This is a genomic window from Brevundimonas sp. UBA5713, assembly GCF_002419815.1.
Lineage (GTDB): Bacteria > Pseudomonadota > Alphaproteobacteria > Caulobacterales > Caulobacteraceae > Brevundimonas.
The window spans coordinates 66,039-90,513 of sequence record NZ_DIGV01000028.1 but is presented as its reverse complement, the minus strand read 5'-3'; the positions used below and the strand labels follow the sequence as shown (position 1 = coordinate 90,513).

21 protein-coding genes and 2 tRNA genes are annotated in these 24,475 nt (G+C 62.6%); 14 read left to right on the top strand and 9 right to left on the bottom strand.

The genetic code is table 11. The features are described 5' to 3' along the window. Positions 1-83 precede the first annotated feature (83 nt). Positions 84-157, bottom strand: a tRNA-Gly gene (locus B3B04_RS07520). A gap of 104 nt (positions 158-261) precedes the next feature. Further along, positions 262-345, bottom strand: a tRNA-Tyr gene (locus tag B3B04_RS07515). Between the two features lie 148 nt (positions 346-493). Here B3B04_RS07515 and rlmB point away from each other — a divergent pair. The 3 genes from rlmB (at position 494) to B3B04_RS07500 (ending at position 2,603) form a co-directional block, all read left to right on the top strand. Continuing rightward, positions 494-1,369 carry a 23S rRNA (guanosine(2251)-2'-O)-methyltransferase RlmB gene (gene rlmB / locus B3B04_RS07510; protein ID WP_292041570.1) on the top strand — a complete coding sequence of 292 codons (876 nt, stop codon included), beginning with the start codon at positions 494-496 and terminating at the stop codon, positions 1,367-1,369. 74 nt (positions 1,370-1,443) lie between these two features. Continuing rightward, the gene (locus tag B3B04_RS07505; protein WP_292041568.1) at positions 1,444-2,277 is read left to right on the top strand and encodes a TerC family protein; all 834 of its coding nucleotides are present in this window, start codon (positions 1,444-1,446) and stop codon (positions 2,275-2,277) included. Then, on the top strand, positions 2,274-2,603 hold the full coding sequence (locus B3B04_RS07500; RefSeq protein WP_292041565.1) for a rhodanese-like domain-containing protein: 330 nt from the start codon (positions 2,274-2,276) through the stop codon (positions 2,601-2,603). The genes B3B04_RS07505 and B3B04_RS07500 overlap by 4 nt, the downstream gene beginning before the upstream one ends. 72 nt (positions 2,604-2,675) lie before the next feature. Here the strand turns inward: B3B04_RS07500 and metG are convergent, their stop codons facing one another. The 5 genes from metG to B3B04_RS07475 form a co-directional block, all read right to left on the bottom strand. Next, positions 2,676-4,382 carry a methionine--tRNA ligase gene (gene metG / locus B3B04_RS07495; RefSeq protein ID WP_292041564.1) on the bottom strand — a complete coding sequence of 569 codons (1,707 nt, stop codon included), beginning with the start codon at positions 4,380-4,382 and terminating at the stop codon, positions 2,676-2,678. 62 nt (positions 4,383-4,444) lie between these two features. Beyond that, complete coding sequence (locus B3B04_RS07490; RefSeq protein WP_292041562.1) at positions 4,445-5,845, bottom strand: MATE family efflux transporter; 1,401 nt, start codon at positions 5,843-5,845, stop codon at positions 4,445-4,447. A gap of 37 nt (positions 5,846-5,882) precedes the next feature. After that, the gene (locus tag B3B04_RS07485) at positions 5,883-6,281 is read right to left on the bottom strand and encodes a DUF1489 family protein (protein WP_292041561.1); all 399 of its coding nucleotides are present in this window, start codon (positions 6,279-6,281) and stop codon (positions 5,883-5,885) included. A gap of 55 nt (positions 6,282-6,336) precedes the next feature. After that, complete coding sequence (recN, locus tag B3B04_RS07480; RefSeq protein ID WP_292041560.1) at positions 6,337-8,034, bottom strand: DNA repair protein RecN; 1,698 nt, start codon at positions 8,032-8,034, stop codon at positions 6,337-6,339. 98 nt (positions 8,035-8,132) lie between these two features. After that, complete coding sequence (locus B3B04_RS07475; RefSeq protein WP_292041574.1) at positions 8,133-8,960, bottom strand: outer membrane protein assembly factor BamD; 828 nt, start codon at positions 8,958-8,960, stop codon at positions 8,133-8,135. 246 nt (positions 8,961-9,206) lie between these two features. Here B3B04_RS07475 and B3B04_RS07470 point away from each other — a divergent pair, with 246 nt between their 5' ends. The 4 genes from B3B04_RS07470 to pth all read left to right on the top strand — a co-directional run bounded on the left by B3B04_RS07470 (position 9,207) and on the right by pth (position 12,776). After that, on the top strand, positions 9,207-10,139 hold the full coding sequence (locus tag B3B04_RS07470) for a ribose-phosphate pyrophosphokinase (protein WP_292041557.1): 933 nt from the start codon (positions 9,207-9,209) through the stop codon (positions 10,137-10,139). Between the two features lie 108 nt (positions 10,140-10,247). After that, a complete protein-coding gene (locus B3B04_RS07465; protein WP_292041555.1) occupies positions 10,248-11,318 on the top strand; it encodes a hypothetical protein in 1,071 nt (356 codons plus the stop codon). A gap of 153 nt (positions 11,319-11,471) precedes the next feature. Further along, positions 11,472-12,083, top strand: a complete 612-nt coding sequence (locus tag B3B04_RS07460) for a 50S ribosomal protein L25/general stress protein Ctc (protein ID WP_292041552.1) — start codon at positions 11,472-11,474, stop codon at positions 12,081-12,083. 87 nt (positions 12,084-12,170) lie between these two features. Next, positions 12,171-12,776, top strand: a complete 606-nt coding sequence (gene pth, locus B3B04_RS07455) for an aminoacyl-tRNA hydrolase (RefSeq protein ID WP_292041550.1) — start codon at positions 12,171-12,173, stop codon at positions 12,774-12,776. A gap of 6 nt (positions 12,777-12,782) precedes the next feature. On the opposite strand, the gene B3B04_RS07450 is transcribed toward pth, so the two are convergent. Both B3B04_RS07450 and B3B04_RS07445 read right to left on the bottom strand, forming a co-directional pair. After that, on the bottom strand, positions 12,783-14,441 hold the full coding sequence (locus tag B3B04_RS07450) for a DUF4139 domain-containing protein (RefSeq protein ID WP_292041547.1): 1,659 nt from the start codon (positions 14,439-14,441) through the stop codon (positions 12,783-12,785). A gap of 4 nt (positions 14,442-14,445) precedes the next feature. Next, the gene (locus B3B04_RS07445) at positions 14,446-15,825 is read right to left on the bottom strand and encodes a DUF4139 domain-containing protein (RefSeq protein ID WP_292041546.1); all 1,380 of its coding nucleotides are present in this window, start codon (positions 15,823-15,825) and stop codon (positions 14,446-14,448) included. Between the two features lie 110 nt (positions 15,826-15,935). Here B3B04_RS07445 and B3B04_RS07440 point away from each other — a divergent pair, with 110 nt between their 5' ends. The 7 genes from B3B04_RS07440 (at position 15,936) to B3B04_RS07410 (ending at position 24,459) form a co-directional block, all read left to right on the top strand. Continuing rightward, on the top strand, positions 15,936-16,322 hold the full coding sequence (locus tag B3B04_RS07440; protein ID WP_292041544.1) for a DUF2946 family protein: 387 nt from the start codon (positions 15,936-15,938) through the stop codon (positions 16,320-16,322). A gap of 65 nt (positions 16,323-16,387) precedes the next feature. Next, a complete protein-coding gene (locus tag B3B04_RS07435; protein ID WP_292041541.1) occupies positions 16,388-18,460 on the top strand; it encodes a TonB-dependent receptor family protein in 2,073 nt (690 codons plus the stop codon). 12 nt (positions 18,461-18,472) lie between these two features. Continuing rightward, a complete protein-coding gene (locus B3B04_RS07430; protein WP_292041539.1) occupies positions 18,473-18,952 on the top strand; it encodes a YcnI family protein in 480 nt (159 codons plus the stop codon). Beyond that, complete coding sequence (locus tag B3B04_RS07425; RefSeq protein WP_292041535.1) at positions 18,952-19,473, top strand: copper chaperone PCu(A)C; 522 nt, start codon at positions 18,952-18,954, stop codon at positions 19,471-19,473. Before B3B04_RS07430 ends, B3B04_RS07425 begins: the two co-directional genes overlap by 1 nt. 115 nt (positions 19,474-19,588) lie before the next feature. Continuing rightward, on the top strand, positions 19,589-20,686 hold the full coding sequence (gene ychF / locus B3B04_RS07420; protein ID WP_292041532.1) for a redox-regulated ATPase YchF: 1,098 nt from the start codon (positions 19,589-19,591) through the stop codon (positions 20,684-20,686). 107 nt (positions 20,687-20,793) lie between these two features. Continuing rightward, positions 20,794-22,071, top strand: coding sequence for an O-acetylhomoserine aminocarboxypropyltransferase/cysteine synthase family protein (locus B3B04_RS07415; RefSeq protein ID WP_292041529.1), 1,278 nt, complete (start codon positions 20,794-20,796; stop codon positions 22,069-22,071). A 171-nt stretch (positions 22,072-22,242) separates the two neighbouring features. Next, entirely contained in the window at positions 22,243-24,459 is a 2,217-nt protein-coding gene (locus B3B04_RS07410; RefSeq protein ID WP_292041526.1) for a TonB-dependent hemoglobin/transferrin/lactoferrin family receptor, read from the top strand. Positions 24,460-24,475 lie beyond the last annotated feature (16 nt).

Sequence of the window (24,475 nt, the reverse complement as noted above, 5' to 3'; positions counted from 1 at the left end):
GTTCGAACTTTTCCTTGGCCATGGCCAAACTCCTGTGGCCCGGGTCCAGAAGCGGAAGGGCGCTGTGCTCAGTTCATAAAACCTGGAGCGGGTAGCGGGAATCGAACCCGCGTATTCAGCTTGGAAGGCTGCTGCACTACCATTGTGCTATACCCGCACGAAGAATGCGGTCGCTCCACTCTCATGAATGAGAGCGACGTTTCCGCACCCGATTTCCTCTGGGGTTTCCGGTCCAGCTAAATGGCCATTGTGTAAAGCGCGTGGTGGGGGAAGCAGGACTCGAACCTGCGAAGCTTACGCAGCGGATTTACAGTCCGCCCCCTTTGCCGCTCGGGACATTCCCCCAGCGCGCTTAACAATGTGCCGATCTGGATATCGCCAAAACCTCTTCTTTCGAAAAGATTTCAACGAAAGCCTTCGCTGTCGGGCGACGCCTGTATTAGGAGAAGCGCCTCTGCCGAAAGCCCGTAGCCTCGTCGGAGGCCGTCTTATAGTGTCCCCTTTTTCAGAACGCAACGACCGAAAAGCCGTGAAAAAACAATCTTTCCACAGACGCGACGAAAAGGGTGCTTCGCGAGGCAATTCCTCGCACAATCAGGCACCCAAATCCCAGTCTGAGGGCAAAAAATCGCCCAAAGCGGCTGTAAACGCTGACAATTTTCTTTGGGGTCGCCACCCTGTTCTGGCCGCTTTGGCCAATCCGGCCCGCCGCGGCATGGGCCGACTCATCGTCACGGCGGACCGCGCAGAGGAAATCGAGTCGCAGAATCTCGCCCATGGGCATCGAATCGAAGTCGTTGATTCCCAACAATTGAATCGGCTTTTGCCGGCCGGAGCCGTCCATCAGGGCTTTGCTTTCAAGGTCCAGCCGCTGGAAGGCGTCGCTCTCGAGGATCTGGCCGACCCTGCCCAAGGCATTTTGGTCATGCTGGATCAGCTCACCGATCCGCAGAACGTGGGCGCTATCTTCCGTTCGGCCCTCGCCTTTGGTGCACGCGGCATAATTGTGCAGGACCGGCACGCCCCCGCCCTGGCTGGTGCACTGGCCAAGGCCTCGGTCGGCGCGACCGAACGCCTGCCCCATGCGCGGGTAACCAATCTGTCGCGTGCCCTCGAAAAGCTGAATGACTATGGCTGGCGCGCCATTGCCATGGACGGGGCTGCCGAGTTGACGCTGGAACAGGCGCTGGACGAGCGGCCCACGGTGATCGTCATGGGGTCCGAAGGTGACGGTGTCCGTCGTCTGGTCACGGAACACTGCGAAGCCATTGCCAAAATCCCCATGCCGGGCGGCTTTGAATCCCTGAACGTATCGAATGCGGCCGCGATTGCACTCTACGAAGCAGCACGGGCGCAACGCCGCTCCTGACGCGGATGTCACTGATTTCGCCGGAGAAGCCGCGACAACTTGGCGCAGCCTCCGGCGGGGTCTAGTCTAGGGGAATGGACTTTTTCTCCCCTGAAATGACCAGCCAACTGATCGCCTTGGGTCAGGTTGTGCTGATGGACCTGGTGCTGGCGGGCGATAATGCCGTCGCCGTGGGTCTGGCCGCTGCGGCTCTGCCTCAAGATCAACGCCGCAAAGCCATTCTGGCCGGTCTGGCGATTGCCGTCGTCCTGCGTATCGCCTTTGCCCTGATCACCATCCAGCTGCTGGCGATTATCGGCCTGCTGATGGCGGGGGGCTTTCTGCTCTTGTGGGTGTGCTGGAAAATGTGGCGCGAACTGCGCGAGCAGGCGACCCATGATCAGGCCGAAGCTCAAAAAGAGCTTGAGCTGGCGCAAAGCATCGAACACGGCACCGGCCCTTCCCCCGAAGAGCTGGGCCTGAAGCGCAAAACCTTTGGCGCGGCCCTTGTGCAGATCATCATTGCCGATTTGGCCATGTCGCTGGACAATGTGCTGGCCGTCGCCGGTGCCGCCCACGAGCATCCGTGGGTAATGGTCTTCGGTCTGGTACTGTCGATCGCCTTGATGGGCGTAGCCGCTTCCTTCATCGCCAAGCTGCTGCATAAGCATAGCTGGATCGGCTACATCGGGCTGCTGGTCGTGCTTTACGTCGCCCTGCACATGATTTGGGATGGTGCGCGTGATATTGTGGTCCGAACCGGCAACACAGCCAACTTCAACGCCAAGGCTCCTGCCTTCATCGCGATCAGCCCCGAAGAAGCAGCCAAGCACATGAAGAAGGCCGGTGACGCCCCCGAGCCCGAAGTCGTGACCGCGCCTGCGGGCACCGACCTGACGGTCCCGCCTGAAATGGAACCTGCTGCATGAGCGTAAACGCCATCACCGTTGAAGAAGCCAAGGCCCTGCTTGAGGCAGGCGACGCCGTCATGATCGACGTGCGCGAACAGGACGAATGGGAGGCAGCCCGTATCGAAGGCACCACCCTCGCCCCTCTCAGCCAGATGCCCCAAGCCTGGGAAGCCCTGGACCTGCCCAAGGACAAGACCGTCATCGTCCAGTGCAAGTCCGGTGGTCGCAGCGGCCGCGTCTGCGAGTTCGTCGGCGACACCGCAAAGGACGGCCAACCGGTCGTCAATCTGGCTGGCGGCATCATGGCCTGGCATCAGGCCGGATACCCAATCATTCAAGGTTGATCGCATCGCCTTAAAACAAAGCCCCCGCAGATCGCTCTACGGGGGCTTTTTATATGGGCTTCCGGCCGCGACCTAGTTTTCAGCGCCGCCAAAACGCTCGGCCCATTCGGCCACCATGGCGTCATCGATCTTGTTGAACAGCACGCCTTGGGCCTCGACCTTGTGACCGACCGGCAGGGCGTTGAGGAAGTCCTCGTCCGCCTTCGGCCACGACAGATCGGTGGCATTGACCGAAGCTGCGATCTTCGGCGCCGAGGCCGTCAGCACCGGAGCGGCCAGACGGGCGAACAGCGCCACGAGGTTCAGCCCGGTGCGAACGCCGACAGCGGCTTGGTCGCGGTCCGTCTTCAGCGCAGTCCACGGAGCGGCGAACTGAAGGTATTCGTTACCCAGCACCCATGCGGCGCGGATAGAAGCGGCAGCTTTGCGGAACTCCATCGCCTCATAGTGCTCTGTCGCCTCGGCGATAGCGGCACGCAGATCCGCTTCCAGCTTGGCTTCGACTTCGCCCGCTTGGCCGCCCTCCGGCACAACGCCGTCGAACTTGGACTCCGTGAACTTCACAATGCGGTTCACGAAATTGCCGAGCACGTCGGCCAGGTCCTTGTTGATCGCGCTTTGGAATTGTTCCCACGTAAAGGCCGCGTCCGAATGTTCCGGACCATAGGCGGTCAGGTACCAGCGCCAGTAGTCGGCCGGCAGCAGCTCCAGCGCCTGATCCATAAAGACGCCGCGCTTCATCGAGGTCGAGAACTTGCCGCCATACCAGTTTAGCCAGTTGAAGGCTTTCAGTTGGTCCACGGTCTTCCACGGCTCGCCCGAGCCGATGATGGTAGCGGGGAAGCTGACAGTGTGGAAGGCCACATTGTCCTTGCCCATGAACTGGACATAGCGGACATCTTCAGCACCCTCGTCCAGACGCCACCAGTCTTTCCACGTCTTGCCGTTGGCCTCGGCCCATTCCTGCGTCGCAGCAATGTATTCGATGGGGGCGTCGAACCACACATAGAAGACCTTGCCTTCCATGCCCTCGCGCGGACCACCGTCAGCGCCGACCACCGGAACGCCCCACGACAGATCGCGGGTAATGCCACGGTCGATCAGACCTTCATCGAGGTGTTTGTTGGCAATGGATTTGGCCAGCGGCTGCCAGTCGGTCTTGCTGTTGACCCACTCGCGGATCTGCGGCTCGACCTTGGTTTGCAGCAGGTACAGGTGGCGGGTGTCGCGCACTTCCAGATTACGGCTGCCCGAAACCGACGAATACGGATTGATCAGGTCGGTCGGGTCCAGCAGGCGGCCACAGTTGTCGCACTGGTCACCGCGCGCCTTTTCAAACTTGCAGTGCGGGCAGGTACCCTCGACATAGCGGTCCGGCAGGAAGCGGCCATCGTCGATCGAATAGATCATGCGATCCACGCGCTCTTCGATCAGGCCGTTCTTTTCCAGAGCGGCGCAGAAATGCTGGGTCAGGGCGCGGTTCTGGTCGCTGGACGAGCGGCCGAACCAATCGAAGCTCAGGCCAAACGCCTCGCCCGCCTTCTTCTGAATCAGGTGCTGTTCGTCGCAATAGGTGCGCACGTCCTGACCGGCAGCCGCAGCGGCCAGTTCGGCCGGCGTGCCGTGTTCATCCGTGGCGCAGATGTAGAGCACATCATGGCCCTGTGCACGCATGAAGCGCGCCCAGATGTCTGCGGGCAACATCGACCCGGCCAGATTCCCAAGGTGCTTGATGCCATTGATGTAGGGCAGCGCCGAGGTGATGAGGATACGGGCCATGATCGTCCACTGAACTTGAGAGAAGGCGTTGGATATAGAACCGCTTTAGCGCGGCGTCACCCTCAGGCTTGGTGAGAAGTGAGGGCGGCGCGCTTGGAAATGATGTGGAAACGCACACCCAGAAGCACGCCGGACACCAGACTGGCCACCACGACCGACCAAACCAGCCCGTTCACGCCCATGGTCTGGGCCAGGAACCAGCCCAGCGGAATCATCACCAAGCCATAGGAGATGAAGTGCATCACGGTCGGCATGGCCACATCGCCTGCCGAGCGGTTGGCGTGGGCAGCCACCACCTGAATGGCATCGGCCACGAAGAAGAAGGTCGCCAGCGCAAGCGCCGGTGCCGCGATGGCCAACACCGCCGCATCGCTGCTGTAGGCACCAGTGATCAGGTGCGCGGTCGGCCAGATCACAATGCCCACAAGGGTCGCGAGAGCCGCTACCACGCCCATGCCGATCCAGCCCGCGCGCTTGACGCCCTCGTGGTCTCCCGCACCATAGGCCTTGCCGACCAGAACCGCCGTCGCCGACGACAGGCCCATGGGCAGCATGAAGACGATAGCCGAGGTGTTGATCACAATGGCCCAGCCCGCCGTCGCCTGTGCGCTGATGGTACCGGCAATGATGGTCATGGCCGCAAAGGCACCGACCTCGATAAAGTTGGAGGCCCCTGCCCCCAGACCAACCTTGATCTGCTCCTGCTCGATGGCACGATCACGCTTGGGCTTGCGGAACAGGCCCCATGCGCGCGCTTCGGGCTGACGCAGGATGTAGATCACAAGGAAGATCGCCAGAGCTGTACGCGCGCCAAAGGTCGCCCACGCCGAGGCGGCGGCCCCATGCACGCCCAGTCCCAGAATATCCGGTACCAGCAGCAGGTTCAGGCCGATGTTGACGATATTGGCGATCCACATCGCCCACATGCCCGGCTTGGGCTTGCCCAGACCTTCAAGGAAGAACTGCGCGGCCACCGAAATCAGATAGGCGGGCATGGACAGGGCAAACACCATCAAAGGCAGGGCCGCGCCCTCGCCCAGACCGTCCTGAAAACCTAGTCGCGGCAGCAAGAGCGGCCCGATCAGGGCCAGCAGGATCATGGCCACCACGCCGATCTTCAGCGAATAGATCATGCCACGGCGCAGCACGGCCCCTACTTCGTCATAGCGGCCCTCCCCGCGCATGCGGGCGGTCATCACCTGCACACCCATCATCAGGCCCACAGCCGTGGTCAGCACCACCGACGACGGCGCCCACGCCAGCGAGTGATAGGCCAGTTCCTCCGACGAATAGTGGCCCACCACAATCGCGTCGGTCAGACCCATGGTCATGATGCCGATACGCGCCAGCACCACCGGCCACGCCAGAACCATCAGGTCTTTCAGAGTTTGTTTGTGTGCAGGACTGAACACGGCCGGATTTCCGTCAAGATCGAGATCGTCGGCCAAGGCACGCTTGGCCACAAAAATAGGTTTGGGTCAGTGGCGGGCTATCCAGCCCTTACCACGCCCCCAGTTCGCGCAGCATGGCGGCCAGTTCGGGCGGGGTCTCTCCGGTGTCGATGACATCCAGATCGACCGGCGCGTCCTTGGGCTCCAGATAGCGCCAGCCCTGAAAGGCCCGCCGCACCGTGGGCGACACACGCACCACTTCGGGAGCCAGGGTCACCTCGCACCGGCTGGCCTTGCCCTCGCCGATGGTGGAGATGTCCACGATCGGCTGGCGCGCGACAATGGAGCCTTTAACAACCCAGTACAGAGAGCCGCCGTCTTCCATTTCCGGCGCGCGCTTGGGCGTCATACGGGTATGCACAACCATAGGCGCGCCTTTCGCGGCGCGCTTTTCCAACCATTCGACATCCGGAACGCCGACGGCCAATTTGATCATGTGCAAAGGCATGCTCGCGCTCTAGTCACAGACTGCGGCGGCGTAAAGGCAGATCAAGGTTGTATGATCAGCCGATCAGGCGTTTCGCCGCCGCACGGGCTTCATCGGTCACCTGTGCGCCGGACAACATGCGGGCGATTTCTTCAAGACGCGCGGTCTCGCCCAAGGCCTCGACGGTCGAAGTGGTCATGCCGTCCTTGTCGGACTTTCTGATCTTCCAGTGCGTATGGCCACAGGCCGCGACTTGCGGGCTGTGCGTGACCACCAGCACCTGCGCGCCATGGGCCAGACGTTTCAGTCGGCCCCCGACCGCCTCGGCCACAGCACCGCCCACGCCCTGATCCACTTCGTCGAAGATCATCACCGGCTGGATAATGTCTTCTCGGCTGGCCAGCGCGGCCTTCATCGCCAGAGCAAAGCGTGCCAGTTCCCCGCCGGACGCTACGCTGTCCAGCGGGCCAAAATCGGTGCCCACATTGGTGGCCACCTGAAAACGCACCGTCTCGCGACCTTCGGGTCCGCGACGGTTCTCAATCGGCTCCAGCGCCACGCGGAACTGGGCGCGTTCCAGCTTGAGCGGTCCCAGTTCGGACAGCACCGCCGTCTTAAGCCGCTCTGCCGCTGCCGTGCGGGCATCGCTCAGCATCTGCGCCGCCTCGTCATAGGCCTGCGCCGCCAAGGCCGCCTCGCGGCGGGCTTGAGTCAGGGCTTCCTCGCCATCCTCGATCAGGCGCAACTGTTCGCGCAGACGAATGCGTAGAGACGGCAGGGCATCAACCGTGGTGTGCAGTTTGCGCGCCGCCGCCCGCAGGGCGAACAGGCGCTCTTCGGCCTTGTCCAGACGGCCCGGCTCGAAATCAAACGCGTCAGCAGCAGCATCCACCGCCGCAATCGCCTCGGCGGCCTCGACCATGGTGCGGTCAATGGCATCGACGGCATTGGACAGGCCCTTGATGACCGGATGCTCGCCCTCGATACCGGCCTGACCGGAGCGGGTGCGGGCATGCTCGACTGCGCGCAGGGCTGCGCCCAGACGTTGGGACAGCTTGTCGCCACCCAGCTGCGTGCGTGCATCGGCCAGATCGGCCAGCGCCTTTTCAGCCGCGCCCAATACGGCGCGTTCGCCCGCCAGCTCGGTTTCCTCGTCCTCGCGGGGGTCCAGAGCATCCAGTTCGGCCAGATTGAGCGAGATTTCCTCGGCGCGGGACGCGGCATCCGCCGCCTCGGCCTGAAGTTCGGCCAGTTTCTGCTCGGCCTCTTTCAGCGCCTTGGCCGCCTCGGCCACCGCCGCCAACTGCGGTTGCAATCCGCCATAGGCATCCAGCAGCCCGCGATGGGTGCGCCAGTCCAGCAGGCCCACGGTCTCATGCTGGCCATGGACCTCGACCAGACGCGAGCCGATATCCTTGAGCGCCGTCACACCGGCGGGCTGATCATTGATAAAGGCACGCGAGCGGCCATCGGCCCCGAGGATGCGGCGCAGGATCAACTCCTCGCCCGCCTTGGCCTCGAAGCCGCGCTCTTCAATGGCAGAAATCAGTTCGGGATCGTCGGGCGTGACGAACACAGCCGTCGCGACCGCCTGTTTGGCCCCGCGACGCACCAGTCCGGCATCGCCGCGTGCGCCCAGCGCCAAACCCAGCGCATCCAGAATAATCGACTTACCCGCGCCGGTTTCACCGGTCAGAACCGTCAGCCCCTGCTCGACCTCAAGGTCCAGAGCATCGACGAGAACCACATCACGGATGGAAAGACTGGTCAGCATGGATCGTTATGATTCGTGTTCGACCAGACGATCCTAGCCGGAAACGTAACGAGAACGCAGCGGCTTTTATCGCCACTGCGCTCTGTCACGCATGGGATTTAGTCACGACCGCCCGGAATGATGCGGCGCAGCCACGACTCGCGCTTGCCGGTCGGCTCGATTTCGGGGCGCTGGCCTTCTTCGGTCAGCAAGGCAAAGGCCTCGGCGTACCACGGGCTGCCCGGATAGTTGTGACCCAGCACAGCGGCATTGCGCACCGCTTCCTCGCGCAGGCCCAGCTGCAGGTTCACTTCCACCAGACGGTACAGGGCTTCCGGCGTGTGGGAAGTGCGCTGGAATTCCTGATTCTCGATCACGGCCTTGTAGCGGTTCACCGCACCGATGGGCTGGTTGGCACGCTGATAGAAACGGCCCACGGCCATTTCCTTACCGGCCAGCTGGTCATTGACCATGTCGATCTTAACGCGGGCGTCCGTGGCATAGGGCGAGTTCGGATAGCGGCGCACCACATCGCGCAGACCGGCCAGAGCGGCCTCGGCATAGCCTTGGTCGCGGCCCACATCCACGATCTGCTCGAAGTTGCAGATGGCCTTCATATAGAAGGCATAAGCCGCCGAGGGGTTACCCGGGAACAGGGCGATGAAGCGGTCAGCTGCCGCATTCGCGTCCTGATAGGCATTGTTCTGATAGAAGGCGTAGATCTGCATCAGAATGGCGCGGCGCGCCCATTCCGAATACGGGTGCTGACGTTCCACCTCCTGGAAATAGTCCACCGCATCATTCCAGCGGCGGGCTTCCAGACGCTGATAGCCCGTATTGTACAGGGCTTCGACCGGACGCTCTTCATAGGCCAGACGTTGGCGCGGCTTATTGCCAGCGCAGGCCGACAGGGTCAGAGTCGCAGCTGCGACCCCCATCAGCATCATGCCGGAGCGGAACAAACCGGAGCGGGACTGGAGTGCAGGCAAGAGCAACCTCGTAATCTGGCGGACATGCAACGCACCCGTGCGCGCTCGCCCTGATCGTTCTCTATAACAGGGCATATCCGTATGCCAATGCGCGGAAATCACTGAAACGCGGGTTGAAGCGAGTCATTTCGCGGCCTAGACAGCGCGCAACATAACACGGAGCCGCATACTGTTGGTTCCAAGACGGCGAAAGGATGACCGGTCATGAAGCTGCTGGCAGGCAATTCGAACCGGACGTTGGCACAAGCGATTGCCAACCACCTCGATGCACCTCTCACCAAGGCGCAGGTCAAGCGCTTTGCGGACAATGAGGTATTTGCCGTCATCGAGGAAAACGTCCGCGGCGAGGACGTTTTCCTGATTCAGTCGACCAGCTATCCGGCGAACGACAACCTGATGGAAATGCTCATCATGGTTGACGCTCTGCGCCGCGCATCGGCCCGACGCGTCACCTGCGTGATGCCCTACTTCGGCTATGCCCGTCAGGACCGCAAGACCGGCGGCCGCACGCCGATCTCAGCCAAACTGGTCGCCAACATTATCGAGCGCTCAGGTGCCGACCGTGTTCTGACCATGGACCTGCACGCAGGCCAGATTCAGGGCTTCTTCGATATTCCCACGGACAATCTGGTCGCCATGCCGGTGCTGGCGCAGGACATCAAGGAAACCAAGCCGCGCGATTCGGTGATGATCGTCTCGCCCGACGTCGGCGGCGTGGTCCGCGCCCGCTCTCTGGCCAAACGCCTCGACTGCGATTTGGCCATCGTCGACAAACGTCGTCCAGAACCGGGCAAGTCCGAAGTGATGAACATCATCGGCGACGTCGAAGGCCGCAGCTGTATCCTGTTCGATGACATCGTCGATTCCGGTGGCACGCTGGTCAACGCCGCCGAGGCCCTGATGGCACAGGGCGCAACCGAGGTGTCGGCCTATATCAGCCACGGCGTGTTGTCCGGCCCTGCCGTCGAGCGCGTCACCAACGGTCCGCTTAAAGAACTGGTGATCACGGATTCCATCGAACAGCCGCAAGCTGTGCTGGAGTGCAACAAAATCCGCCGCGTCAGCGTTGCGCCCCTGATTGGTGAAGCGATCCGTCGCATCGCCAATGAAGAATCCGTGTCAAAGCTCTTCGATTAATGTTCGGCTAACCATTTTTCGCACGAAATAGTCGGCTTTAATCCCCCCTCTCAATCGGGCGACCCCCTCGCCCGTTTGGAACAGTCTTAAGTCAAGGGAAGCCCGCCGATGTCCATGGTCACACTGCGTCCGGCCCTGTCGAGCGTGCCGCGCGCACGTCGCGGTCTTGCGGTGGCAGCGATTGCTGCCGCCACACTGATTGCCAGCTGCGCCACCCCTGAGCCGGAGGCTCCGCCGCCCGCGCCGCCGCCTCCTGCACCCGAGCTTTCGCTGAACCAGAGCGTGGCCGAGGCTGCCTCTATCTATGTCTCTTTTGTTCGCGACCTGAACACCATCAAGGCCGGCGGCTTCCAGAGCGCCGAAGAGATACAGGCCGAAATGCGCAAGGGCGCTGCCTATGATGCAGCCCAGATGTCCCGCGCCATGATCGCCTATGGCTCCATTCTGGCGCTGCAATCGCCGGAGTTTGTGGCCGGTGTGCGCCAATACGCCTCTGATCCGGCCCAGCGCCAGACGATGGTGGCCCGCATTATCGCCGATCCGGCCTATGCCGCGACCCTGCCGGGCGCGGACTATGCCGCCGGTGTCATGGTGAACGCGCTGATTCGTGATGTGGATGCCCTGACCTACATCGCCGATGGCGTAGAAGCAGACGCCTATACGATCCAGGAACGCAACGATCCGCGCCGTCGCTGGGCCATTGCCAGTGTCGCCGACCGCGAAGGCCGCCTGCAGGTCGCCAAGAACCTGTCGGTACCGCGACTGCCGTCTGCCGAGGACAGCGCCCGCCTGTTTGCAGCGGCCCATTCCGGCAACGGTATTCAGGTCTCTCCGGCCCAGCGCGGCGCACCCTATACGCCTGCCGTAGTCAACTCGCTGGCCATCGCCGCCCTTGCCGCGCTAGGTGCAGCAGGCGACGAGGCCAAGGCCAATACCGACGCCCTGATGACCGAACAGAACAACGAGTTCTGCCTGAATATGTCCAAGCTGATGCTGTATCAGTGCCTGGCCGCTGCAAAGCCCAGCTATGAGGACATGTTCTGCACCGGCCGCCACATCGTGCGCGATCTGGCCCAGTGCGCCTCCCAGTTCGCTGGCCCCCGCCCCACCATCACGGTGTCGGTCCCGGCGACCAATCCGACCGAAGTACCGGTTCCGGAATCACAGCCAACCGGCTAAAGATACCACCAAGCAGGCAAAAACAGGCAGGGGCGGTTGCGTACCGCCCCTGTTCCGTGTAATAGCCCGCCCTCTTGAATTCGATGGGTTCATGACCCCGCCGCGCGGGCAACGGTTCAGCGCAGGCGTTTACTTGTATTGAAGGCGAGCCCGATGGCCGAGATCATTCTGAACGTTGACGTCCGCGAAGGCGTGGGCACCGGAAGCGCCCGTGCAGTGCGTCGCGCCGGCGCCGTTCCTGGCGTCCTGTACGGTGGCGATAAGGCCCCGGTTGCTATTTCTGTCAGCGAGCGCGAATTCCGCAAGTCGCTGTACACCGGCAAACTGCTGGGCCACCTGGTGACCCTGAAGTATGGCGACGAGACCCAGCCGGTCATCGCCAAGACCGTGGACTTCGATCCGGTTTCGGATCGTCCGATGCACTTCGACCTGATGCGCGTCGACACCACCGCTCCGGTCAAGATTTCTCTGCCGGTGCAGTTCATCAACGGCGACGAAGCTCCGTACGTCCGTCAAGGCGGCACGCTGGAAGTCGTTCGTCACGAAGTTGAAGTGATGATCCGTCCGGACCAAATGCCGGAAGCCTTCATCATCGACCTGGCCAAGGTCGAGATCGACACCAACATCCGCTTCTCGGACATCACCAACGCTGGTGACGCCCAGCCGACCATCACCGACCGCGACTTCATGATCGCTTCGGTCAAGGCTTCGGCCGGTGGCGCTGAAGACGAAGCTGAAGCGGCTGAAGGCGAAGCTGAAGCCTAATCGCTTCTGCCGACCAAAGTTCAAAGCCCCGCTGTGGAAACGCAGCGGGGCTTTTCTTTGCCCGTCATTCAGCGCTAGACAGCCATCATGATTATCATCGCAGGGCTGGGTAACCCCGGCGCAAAGTACGAAAAGAACCGCCACAACATCGGCTTTATGGCCGCTGACGAAATCGCCCGCCGCTGGCGCTTTGGCCCCGAGAAGGCCAAGTTCCAGTCCAAGATCCAGGACGGCGAGATCGAGGGCGAAAAGGTCCTGCTGATGAAGCCGCAGACCTATATGAACGAAAGCGGCCGCGCGATCGGCGAGGCCGCGCGTTTTTATAAGGTGCCTGTCGACAACATCATCGTCTTCCACGACGAGATCGATCTGGCCCCCGGTCGCTTTCGCATGAAAAAGGGCGGCGGTGCTGCGGGCCAGAACGGCATCCGTTCCGCCATTGCGCATCTGGGTGCCGATTTCCGCCGCGCACGTATGGGCGTGGGCCACCCCGGCGATCCGAAACTGGTGCACACCCATGTGCTGGGTGATTTTGCCAAGGCCGACCAGCCGTGGCTGGACGCCATGCTGCAAGCCTGTGCCGACGCCCTGCCCTTCGCCATCAAGGGCGATGACGAGCGTTATCAGGGCGAGGTCATGCGTCTGGCTCCTGCGCCGAAGTTTAGCCCGCGTCAGGTGGCCAACGGCGGCTAAGGCGTATCAGCCCTCAGGCGAATCATACGACCAGCGATAGGTCAGCGTGCGCTCGCCATTGGCGGGCACATCAAACGTCCAGACATACACGCCGCGATCCGGATCGACCTGACTGCGCAGGCTTTGACGGTCGATGCGGAAACCGGGGGCTTCGGCCAGATAGGCGGGCACCAGTATCTCTACCGCGGCGGTCTCGTCCGATTGATTGCGCACGACGGTCTCATAAGATTCGACGCTGCGTCGGCGCGGGCCGGAGCCACGGGCGGTGTCTTGCGTTTTCTGGGTCGTGATCCGTACGTCCGTGTCGAGACCTATCTCCAACCGGATGGGCAGGCCCACAGGCGTGTCGTTCAGTTCGACCTGCCCGCCCCACATCACGCCGGACGGGTCGTTCATCATGATATTGGCCTTGCCTTGCGGCACCGGCAGGCCCAAGCCGTCTTCTTCCTGGTTGCGCACCATAAGAATGGTCGAGGTCGGCGCATCCTCGACAGTGTCGTTTGACGCCCAAAAGCTGTTTACGCGCCGATAACGCACCCCCGGCTGGTGCAGAAACAGCACCTGCTTCATCTGGTTGGCCGCAACCGTGGTCAGATGGGGCAGCACATAGGCTTTATAGTCCCCCAGCTCTTCCATCTGCGCCTTCACACGCGAGCCTGTCACGACCACTTCGTCGGCCATAGCGCGCATCGCTACAGGTGATGGCGCATGTGGAGCCGGCGGCGGTGGCGGCGGCGGAGCCCCGCCGTAACCGTTATTGGGGCTGTGCAGATTTTGGTGCGAGCGCCCCTGCGGCCAGCACATGTTCTGGGAATATCGGGTGCGCAGCTCGATCGGGCGCGTATCCTCCTGACGCGCCAAATCGCCCGCCACGACGACGACGGGCGCATCGCTGAAACCCGTTCCGCCAAAGTTCGAAATGGTGATCCAGCCTTGTAGGTCCAGCGTGTCGTCGGCAGACATCCGCGCCACATAGTCGGCGCTCCACTGCACCCCCGTCGCCAGATAGGCCAAGGTGACCGTGTGACGCCCGGCCTCGGCAGCACGGGTCTTGATCGACAGTGTTGGCGTAGCCCCGAGGCCCTCGGGTACGGTTTCAAAAACAATCCGCTCGGTCAGACCGCTACAGTCCAGAGCTTCGACGCGGTCGCCGATTTGGACCACCGTACCGCGGCCTCCGGCCCGCAACACGCCACGTTCCTCAACCACCTCGCCATTGGCCGCATTGGTGCGCAACACGGTGACTGCCTCGCCGACAGCTTTTTCCAACAGGGTAGCCGGAGAGATCAGATCATAGTCGGCGTTCTGTTCCAGCACGCCCGCAGGCAAGCCTTCAATCGTTGCGCTGTGGGGTACAATACCGGTCGCCAGCCCCTTGAACCGCACCATTGCCTCGCCACGCGGCACATCGATGGTGCGTTTCTCCACCACCAAGACCAAGCCCATAGTCTGAAGGTTGTTATAGCGCTGACGCGACTGCTGCATCAGAAAGGCGGTGTCTACAGGACGATCCCGATAAACCACCAACGCCACCGAATCGGGGCGCTCTGAGATAGATTCGTTAGCAAGGGGTGCCACGACCTCTTGCGAAGCCGCCAGCGACGCTGCGCTCGCCATGGGTGCCCATGCGACGGTCCCTGCCAAAATAGCGCTCAGCCAGCGCATGGGATCAGCCGCCCGTCGTAATGGTGGCAGTCAGAACCGTCTCGCTATTGGCAGCCACGGGTACCTTCCATGTTGCGGTATAGGCGTCGGTCAGCTCGCCTTTCAGGCTTTCGTTGCTCAGTTCGGTATCGCGGCCATAGGTGCGTTGGCGCACCTCCACCGTCACAGGCTGACCAGTCGCGTTACGCACGCGATATTCCATCTGATAGCGGGTACGATAACGGTCAGCCCGGCGGTCACTGACCCGCTCACTGGCCACCAATCTCGGCTGGACCGTGATGTCGAAGGCCTTACCGGTCGAGATCACCACGTCCGACCCCGCCGGAGAGTGATCCACCTGATCTTCGCCGATAAATCGCGGCTCGCCATCGCTGCCGCGCACATAGACGCGCATCACACCCGCGGGAAGCGCGGGCTCACTGCGGAACAATATACCCACATCGGCGGCCTGTGCCTCCTCATAGGAGCCGAAACCGCCCATCTGGAACAGATAGCGTTTGGTGGCCGGAACCGCGCTGACGTCCAAAAGGCCAACCTGCTTGGTCTGGTTATTGGCCACCGTCACCCGCTCGGGCAGCAGATAGACGTGCGCATCGCCTTGGGCATTTGCCCCTGTTCCGGTGCCGCCGCCACGCTGCCTACCGCGCTGGTTGGCAGCCACGTTCACATCGCCCGCCACCACGCGCGTGACGGCATTGTCGAAGGTCGAACCGGAGTTGTTGGTGATCGTCACCCAGCCATTCAAATCCAGCGTGCCTGCGCTCTCTTCAAAGCGCGCCACATAGTCGGCCTTCCACTGTAGGCCGCTGGTCAAATAGTTGAGCGTCACATCGCGGCGAGGATTACCCTCGGCATCCAGCGTCACACTCAGGGTCGGGCGCGGACGCAAATTGGGTGGCACCCCGTCAAACACCACCCGCGTCGGCGCACCATCGTCCCGCAGCACCTCGATCCGGTTGCCGATCTGTAGCACCACGCCTTCATTGGCCGACAGCACCTGCGCCCGCTCGGTCGTCTGGGCACCATTGCCCGGATTGGTGCGGATCACGCCCACCGTCTGGCCCACCGCGCCCTGCATCAGTTTGGACGGCGTCAGCAGGTCGTAGTCAAAGTTCTGCTCCACCACCGAAAGGCCGCGCCCAGACAAGGTGACGGTCTCGGGCCGGATGGAGGCCGACACGCCGGGAAATTCCTGACGCACACGGCCCGCATTGATCGACAAGCCGCGCACATCCTCCACCAAGGCAATGTTCTGGTTATAGATGGTCAGGGCCAATCGGTCCGGCCCACCGGTTCCGCCCTCCAACTGCTGGGCCACAGCGGCCGAAAAAGACACCGTCGACGCCAGCGCCACAGCGATGACCAGCCTTGAGCGTTGATGCATGATCGGCTCCGCAGTTATTTCCATCGCACGCTTACACACCCCCCGCGATCTGTCGAGCGAGGCCATATGTCCGCTTGCAACATCGGGCGGACCCGATAGAAGCCCTTTTTGTGTCCCGCTGTTCGGTTGAAAACTGGTCTCTGACGCGCACCCTCGCCCATCTGGCGGCGGTGTTTGCCATCGTGACCGGAACGCTGATGCCGTTCGCGGCCATGGCCGCTGCACAGCCGGGCCAGCCCATTGTCATCTGTACGACCCAAGGGCTGCAAACCATCCATAACGGTGGCTTCGATGGCCCGCTGAAGCACGATGTCGGAGCCAAATGCGCCGCCTGCATCATGCCACTTCAGGCTGATCTGCCGCCTGTACCTGTACTCGATGTCGCCCCGCGCCTGCTGAAGGTGACGCGGGTGGCCTATGTTCCGTTCATTGTTGCGGCCCCGCCGCCTGCGCGTGGTCCGCCACGGCCACCGTCCACCGCACCACCCCACGCCTGAAACATGTCACCCGCGCGCGGCCCTTTGTGCTTGCGCGTCGTCATACAGTTTTCAGGATTCCATCCATGTCCAGAATTTTTCCGGCAGCGCCGCGCGCCCTGCTGATGGCCGCCTGTGCGGTCCCTGCCCTTTTGTCCACTGCGGCTCTGGCCGAGACAAACGACACCCCGACAGCCGTCGATTCCATTATCGTCACCGCCCGCCGCAATCCCGAAGACCCCGCCGTCACCGCCGAGGCTAGAGCCCGCCTGTCACGCACGCCGGGGGCCGTGGCGGTCGTATCCGCAGAAAGCCATTCGGACCGCTTCACCCAGAGCTTTGCAGACACCCTGCGCAATGTCGCCGGTGTCACCGCCCAGCGCCGTTATGGCGAGGAATCGCGCCTGTCGATCCGCGGCTCGGGCATTGGTCAGGGCTTTCACCAGCGCGGCGTTCTACTGGCCCAAGACGGTGTCCCCTTTGCCGACGCGGACGGCTTCTCCGATTTCCAAGGCGTCGACAGCCAGAGCAGCCGCTATATCGAGGTCTATAAGGGTGGCAACGCCCTGCGCTTTGGCGGGGCCCAGCTGGGCGGGGCTGTCAATCTGGTGACGCCTACGGGCCGCACCGCTGTGCACCAGAACCTCTACCAGCTGGAAGCCGGCACCGCCGATACCTATCGGGTGCGCGCAGAGATCGCTCGCGCCGCTGATCGCTGGGACGTCTACGCCGCAGCCACCGCCATGCAAAGCGATGGCTGGCGCGACCACCAGAATGGCAAGCAGCTGCGCGGCACGCTGAACCTCGGCTATCAGTTCGGCGAAGACCGCGAAGTGCGCCTGATCGGTCAGGCCGCCGACATCAAACAAAAGATCGCAGGCTCACTGACGCTGGATCAGGCCCTGAACACGCCGCGCCGCGCCTCCGCTTCGGCCTTGGCGGGTGACAACGCCCGCGACGTCTCGTTGCAGCGGCTGGCGCTTCAGACCCGCTGGCGCTTTGACGATGCCCTGCTCTTCGAAGGCGCCATCTGGGGCTGGCAAAAAGACCTTTACCACCCGATTTTTCAGGTGGTGGATCAGGACAGCCAGACTTGGGGGCTCTATGGCCGTTTTGACTGGAACGGCATGGTGGCGGGCAAACGCGCCGACGCCTTCTGGGGTCTGAACTGGCGCGATGGCGAGATGGACGCCCTGCGCTTCGTCAATCAGGCAGGCCGCCGTGGTGCCAAGACCGCCGACGGTCTTCAGGCCGCCACCTCTAGCGACCTGTTCGCAGAGGGCCGCCTCTTTGTCACCGATGAACTGGCTGTGGTCGGCGGAGCCACCTATGGCCGCGCCACGCGCAACTATCGCGATCACCTGAACCCCGCCAATAACGCCAAAACCGATTTTGACTGGATTGCACCGCGCATTGGCGTGCTGTGGGAAGATGCGGGCGGCACGCAGGTGTTTGCCAACATTACCCGCTCGGTCGAGCCACCGCACTTTGGCGCTCTGGTTCAGGCCCCCTATCCTCAATTCGTCCCCGTTAAACCGCAAAAGGCATGGACTGCCGAGATCGGCACGCGCGGACGCCGCGATAACCTCGCTTGGGACGTCGCCCTGTACCGCGCCGAACTGACCGGCGAGATGCTGAACTTTACTGTCTCTCCGGAGGTGCCCGCCGCCATCTTCAATGCGGGCGACACGATCCACCAAGGGCTGGAGGCGTCTTTGGAATGGACCGCGCCTGAGCCCGTTCTGGGCGGCCGGTTAACTGTCCGTCCTGTGTGGACATGGAGTGATTTCCGCTTTGACGGTGATCCGGTGTGGGGCGACAACCGCCTGCCCGTCATTCCCGAACACCAGATCCGTACCGAGGCTACATGGCGCGGCCCGCGCGGCCTGTTCATCCGTCCCTCGGTCGAATGGCGCGCCAGCAAGCCCTTCGTCGACTATGCCAATACGATGAAGGCCCCCGCCTATGTGGTCTGGGGTCTTAGCGGCGGGGTGGACGTGACCGATCACGTCAGCCTCTATGTCGAGGGTCGCAACCTGACCGACAAACGCCATGTGCCTGAAATGTCAGCCATCACCGATGCTCGCAGCGCCTCCAGCGCCGTCTTAGTGCCCGCCGATGGTCGCAGTGTCTTCGTCGGCCTGCGCCTGTCCTATTAAGGAGCTGAGAACATGAAAACGCTTTACATCGCTCTCGGCATGGCCGCCATCACCCTGTCGGCCACGACCGCCAACGCCCATGTGGCCCTGACGCAAAAATCGGCCAAAGCGGGCAGCTATCACGCAGCCTTCTTTCGTATCGGACACGGCTGTCAGGGGCAGGCCACCACGTCATTGACCATCTCCATCCCGTCTCAGGTTTCGGTGCGCCCCCAGCCCAAGGCGGGCTGGGAAATTACCACCGCCCATGATGAAAACGGTGTGCGAGCCGTCACCTGGACCGGCCATCTGCCCGATGATCAGTTCGATGATTTCGGCCTGCTGATGAAGCTGCCATCCGAAGCTCAAGACCTGCCTTTCAGCGCGATCCAGACGTGCGGCGCATCGTCTTCCCGATGGGACGGTCACGCCCCCGCCTATCCGCAACCGGTCCTGCGCGTGCTAGACACCGCTGAACCTCATCCAGCCACCATCCCCCACGGCGAACACTGATGACCAAGATTCTCTCCGTCTCCATGGCCGCACTGGCCCTGACCCTCGCAGCCTGTAACCCGCCCGCCGAGACCCCTGCCGAAGTTCCGGCAACCGAGGCCCCGGTGGCCACGACCGAGGCTCCCGTGGAGCAAACTGCGGGCGGCATGACCGTCGAGGACGCCTGGTGCCGCCCGACGCCCAACGGTGCCAAGGCCGGTGGCTGCTATGTCATCCTCACCTCTGCGGCAGATGATGTGCTGAAGTCCGTCAGCTCCGACCTTGCCGACATGGCGCAGGTGCACGAAATGAAGCACGAAGACGGCATGATGAAGATGAGCCATCTGGCCAACGGCCTTGCCCTTCCCGCCGGTGTCCGCACCGAGCTGAAGCCGCACGGCAACCACATCATGCTGATGGGTCTGAAGGCTCCTCTGGTCGATGGCCAGACCGCCAAGATCACCCTGACCTTTGATAAGGCCGAAGCCCAAACCATCGACTTTGCCATCCGTCGCCCGCCGGTTGTCGGCGGCGAGCAATAATCCCTCAAAGGGCGGTCGAAAGGCCGCCCTTTTCCGCCTATAGAGGGGCCAATACATCGCGCGGACTGACAAATCGGCTCGGAACGGCTAAAGGCACGCGCTCACGAGGAATACCATGGCCCTTAAAGTCGCGATCGTCGGCCTGCCCAACGTCGGCAAGTCCACCCTGTTCAACGCCCTGACCAAGACGGCAGCGGCGCAAGCTGCAAACTATCCGTTCTGCACCATCGAGCCGAACACCGGCGACGTGGCCGTGCCGGAACCCCGTCTGAACCAGCTGGCTGAAATCGCCGGCTCGAAGGAAATCATTCCGGCCCGCATCACCTTCGTGGACGTGGCCGGTCTGGTGCGCGGAGCGTCGAAGGGTGAAGGTCTGGGCAACCAGTTCCTCGCCAACATCCGCGACTGCGACGCCATCGCCTTCGTCGCCCGCTGCTTCGTCGACGACGACATCACCCACGTCGAAAACCGCATCGACCCGATCTCGGACCTCGAAATCATCGAGACCGAGCTGATGCTGGCCGACCTCGAGAGCCTGGAGCGCCGCCGCGTCCAGATCGAGAAGCGCGCCAAGGGTGGCGACAAGGAATCCCAGCTGAACCTCAAGCTGATCGACGCCGCACTGGAACAACTGCGCGCCGGCAAGCCTGCCCGTCTGGCCGACGTGTCCAAGGAAGACAAAAAGGCCTGGGACATGCTGCAACTGCTGACCGCCCTTCCGGCGCTCTATGTTGCCAACGTCGAAGAAGCCTCTGCTGACAAGGGCAATGAGCTGTCGGATCTGGTCGCCAAGCGCGCCGCCGCCGACAACGCCAACTCGGTGGTCATCTCGGCCCAGATCGAATCCGAAATCGCCGTGCTGGACGACGAGGAGTCGGCAGAGTTCCTCGAGACCCTCGGTCTCGAAGAGCCGGGCCTGAACCGCCTGATCCGCGAAGCCTACAAGCTGCTGGGCCTGCAGACCTACTTCACCGTGGGTCCGAAGGAAGCGCGCGCCTGGACCATTCCGGTCGGTGCCACCGCTCCTCAAGCCGCCGGTGTCATCCACACCGACTTCGAAAAGGGCTTCATCCGCGGCGAAACCATCAGCTTCGACGACTACATCGCCTACAAGGGCGAAGCCGGTGCCAAGGAAGCGGGCAAGATGCGCGCTGAAGGCAAGTCCTACATCGTCAAGGACGGCGATGTGATGCACTTCCTGTTCAACAACTAAGGTTCGCCGAGCTTTAGTTTATCTGATCGTCGATTCAGATTTTCTGCAGGGCCGCCTCATGGGCGGCCCTGTTAGTTTGTGGGCCTGATCCTAATGGGGAGGTCCCTTTGTCCTTGAAGTTCGACACTCTGGCGCTGCACGCCGGTTATTCGCCCGATCCGACCACCAAGTCCGTCGCGGTGCCGATCTATCAAACCACCAGCTACGCCTTCGACGACACCCAGCACGGGGCCGACCTGTTCGACCTGAAAGTCGCGGGCAATATCTACACCCGCATCATGAACCCGACGTCCGATGTGCTGGAACAGCGCATCGCGGCGCTGGAGGGCGGTATCGCAGCCCTGACGGTAGCCTCGGGCCAAGCGGCGATCACCTATGCCATCCTGACCATCGCAGAGGCTGGCGACAACGTCATCGCCACCTCGACGCTTTATGGCGGCACCTACAACCTGTTTGCCCACACCCTGCCGCAATACGGCATCGAGGTGCGCTTCATCGATGCCGACGACGCAGCTGCCATTGCCGCCAACACCGATGACCGCACCAAGGCGGTGTTCTGTGAATCCATCGGCAATCCGCTGGGCAATGTCGTGGACTTCAAGGCATTGGCCGATGCCGCCCACGCTGCGGGCCTGCCGCTGATCGTCGACAATACTGTGCCGACGCCCTACCTGACCCGCCCCATCGAACACGGCGCGGACATCGTCATCCACTCCCTGACCAAATATATTGGCGGCCATGGCACCTCTATCGGTGGTGCCATCGTCGATGGCGGCACCTTCCCGTGGGCCGAGCACAAAGAGCGCTTCCGTCGCCTGAACGAGCCGGAAGTCAGCTATCACGGCGTCGTCTATGCCGAGGCGCTTGGGCCAGCAGCCTTCATCGGCCGTGTGCGCACGGTTCTGCTGCGAAACACCGGCGCGGCCATCTCGCCGTTCAACAGCTTCCTGATCTTGCAAGGCTTGGAAACGCTGGCCCTTCGCATGGATCGCCACGTCGAGAACGCCACCGCCATCGCCAAATGGCTGAAGGCCCACCCCAAGGTGGAATGGGTCAACTATGCCGGGCTCGAGGACCATGACTCCAACCCGCTGATCCAGAAGTATTTCGGCGGCAAGGCGTCGGGCCTGCTGACCTTTGGCGTCAAGGGTGGCCGCGAGGCCGGTGCCCGCTTCCAGGACGCGGTGCAGCTGTTCACCCGCCTGGTGAACATCGGCGATGCCAAGTCGCTGGTCTGCCATCCGGCATCGACCACCCACCGCCAGCTTTCACCCGAAGAACTGAAAAAGGCGGGTGTGACCGAGGATACCGTGCGCTTGTCGGTCGGTATCGAACACATCGACGACCTGCTCGCCGATCTGGAACAGGCTCTCGCCCAGGTCTGATTCTAAGCACACTGCCTAAGGTTGATGAGCCCCGCCGAATTTATCGCGGGGCTTTTTGCCGGATATTTCAAGCACCTGCTCAACCTCAAATAACCACACTCTTATTGTTATTGATTCTGATAATCACTCGCACTAATTGCCTGCCACACGTTCAACACGAGGCAGTCAAAAATGCGTTCCTCCCTCATGGCCTCCACCGCCGCCACCGTTCTTGTGCTCGGCGTTGTGCCCGGCGTGGCCGCTGCCGCCGATACGGACATCGATCTGCATACTCCGGTCGTGGTGTCGCCGATCACCGTTGTCGGCACCCGCACCGAGCGCGCCGTCGATGATGTGCCCGCTACCATCAGCGTCATCTCCGCCGAACAGATCGAGCGCCTTCTGGTCACCGACATCAAGGACCTGATCAAGTTCGAGCCGGGCGTCAGCGTCCCGACCGCCCCCGCCCGCTTTTCGGCCGCCATGTCGGGTCAGGGCCGCGACGGTAATTCCGGCTTCACCATTCGGGGCATGGGTGGCAACCGCGTCCTGATCGTTCAGGACGGCGTACGCGTGCCGGACGGCTTTGCCTTCGGTGCCCAGAACGTGGGACGTGGCGGCTATAACGATCTCGATCTGATGAAGTCTGTCGAAATCCTGCGTGGTCCCGCCTCGGCCCTCTATGGCTCGGACGGGATAGCCGGTGCAGTCAGCTTCACCAGCAAGGACCCTGTCGATTTCCTCGATGCCGACCGCAATTTCGGAGCCCGTGGCCGCGTCGCTTATAGCTCTGCCGATAAAGGCTGGACCGAAGGCGTGGCCTTGGCGGGCCGCAGCGGCGCACTGTCGGGCCTGCTGGCCTATACCCGCCGCGACGCCAATGAGACCGAGACCATGGGCGATGTCGGCGGCACCGGTTCTACCCGAACCCAGGCCAACCCACAGGACTTTGCCAGCAACGCCGTTCTGGGCAAGCTGGTGTGGGATGTGAACGACAACCACGCCCTGCGCCTGACCTACGACTATTTCGACTCCGAAATGTCGGGCGAGGCCCTCAGCAGCTATTCCGCCTCTATCAGCCGCCTGCGCGCCGAAGACGAAACCGAGCGCCAGCGCGCTAGCCTCGAATGGCGCTTCAACGACACTCTGGGCCTCGATAGCGGCTTCGTCACCGGCTATTGGCAAGATGCCACCACCACCCAGTTCACGGCTGAGGACCGCATCACGGCGGCCAACCGCACCCGTCTGGTCACCTTCGACAACGAAATCTGGGGCGTGGCCGCACAGGGCACGCGCACCTTTGGCGGCGAGCGTCTCAGCCATCGCATCACCTTGGGTGGCGACTGGTCGCGCACCACGCAGGAAGGCGTGCGTGACGGCACTGTGCCGCCTGCGGGCGAGGCCTTCCCCGTCCGTCCCTTCCCCAAGACCGAATATGATCTGGCTGGCCTGTTCATTCAGGACGAAATCAGCCTGATGGACGGTCGCCTCAGCATCATTCCGGCCCTGCGCTATGACTGGTACGAGCTGACGCCCAAGGTCGACCGCCTGTTCCCCGCCCCCACTTCCGGCCAGAGTGACAGCCACCTGTCGCCCAAGATCGGCGTCATCTACTGGGCCAACGACCATTTCGGCCTGTTCGCCAACTATGCGCAGGGCTTCAAAGCCCCCTCGCCCATGCAGGTGAACAACTTCTTTGAAAACCCGCTGTTCGGCTATGAATCCATCCCGAACCCGGACCTGAAGCCGGAAACCAGCGAGAGCATCGAGGCGGGCATGCGCTTCCGCCAGATCGACGCCTTGGGGGGACGTTTGTCGCTGTCGGCCACGGCGTTCAAATCCGAATACGAAGACTTCATCGATCAGGTGGTGGTGCGCGGCACCGGCGTGCCGGGTCGTGACCCGCTGATCTATCAGTATGTGAACCAGACCAATGTGGACATCTGGGGTCTGGAAGCGCGCGGCGACATCGCGTGGGACAACGGCCTGTCGGCGATCATGGCCGCTTCTTTCGCCGACGGCGAGACAGAGACGGATGACCAGCGCGGCAAGCTGGCCAGCGTCGATCCCATAAAGCTGGTCGGGGGTCTGAACTATGCCGATCCGTCCGGACGTTGGGGCGGCATGCTCAGCGCCACTTGGTCTGACCGCAAGGACAGCTATGGCTGCGGTGGCGGCCTATGCTGGCCGGGCGAGGCCTTCACCGTGGTTGACCTCACCGCCTATGTGAACCTGACCGAGCGGGCCACGCTACGCGCCGGGGCCTTCAACCTGTTCGACGAGAAATACGCGTGGTGGAGCGATGTGCGTGGCCTAAGCCGACCATCCATCACCGAACGCCCCGCCACACTGGACGCGTACACCCAGCCGGGTCGCAATTTCGGCGTCTCGCTCAGCGTCCGTCTCTAACCGGTTTTCTGATGGA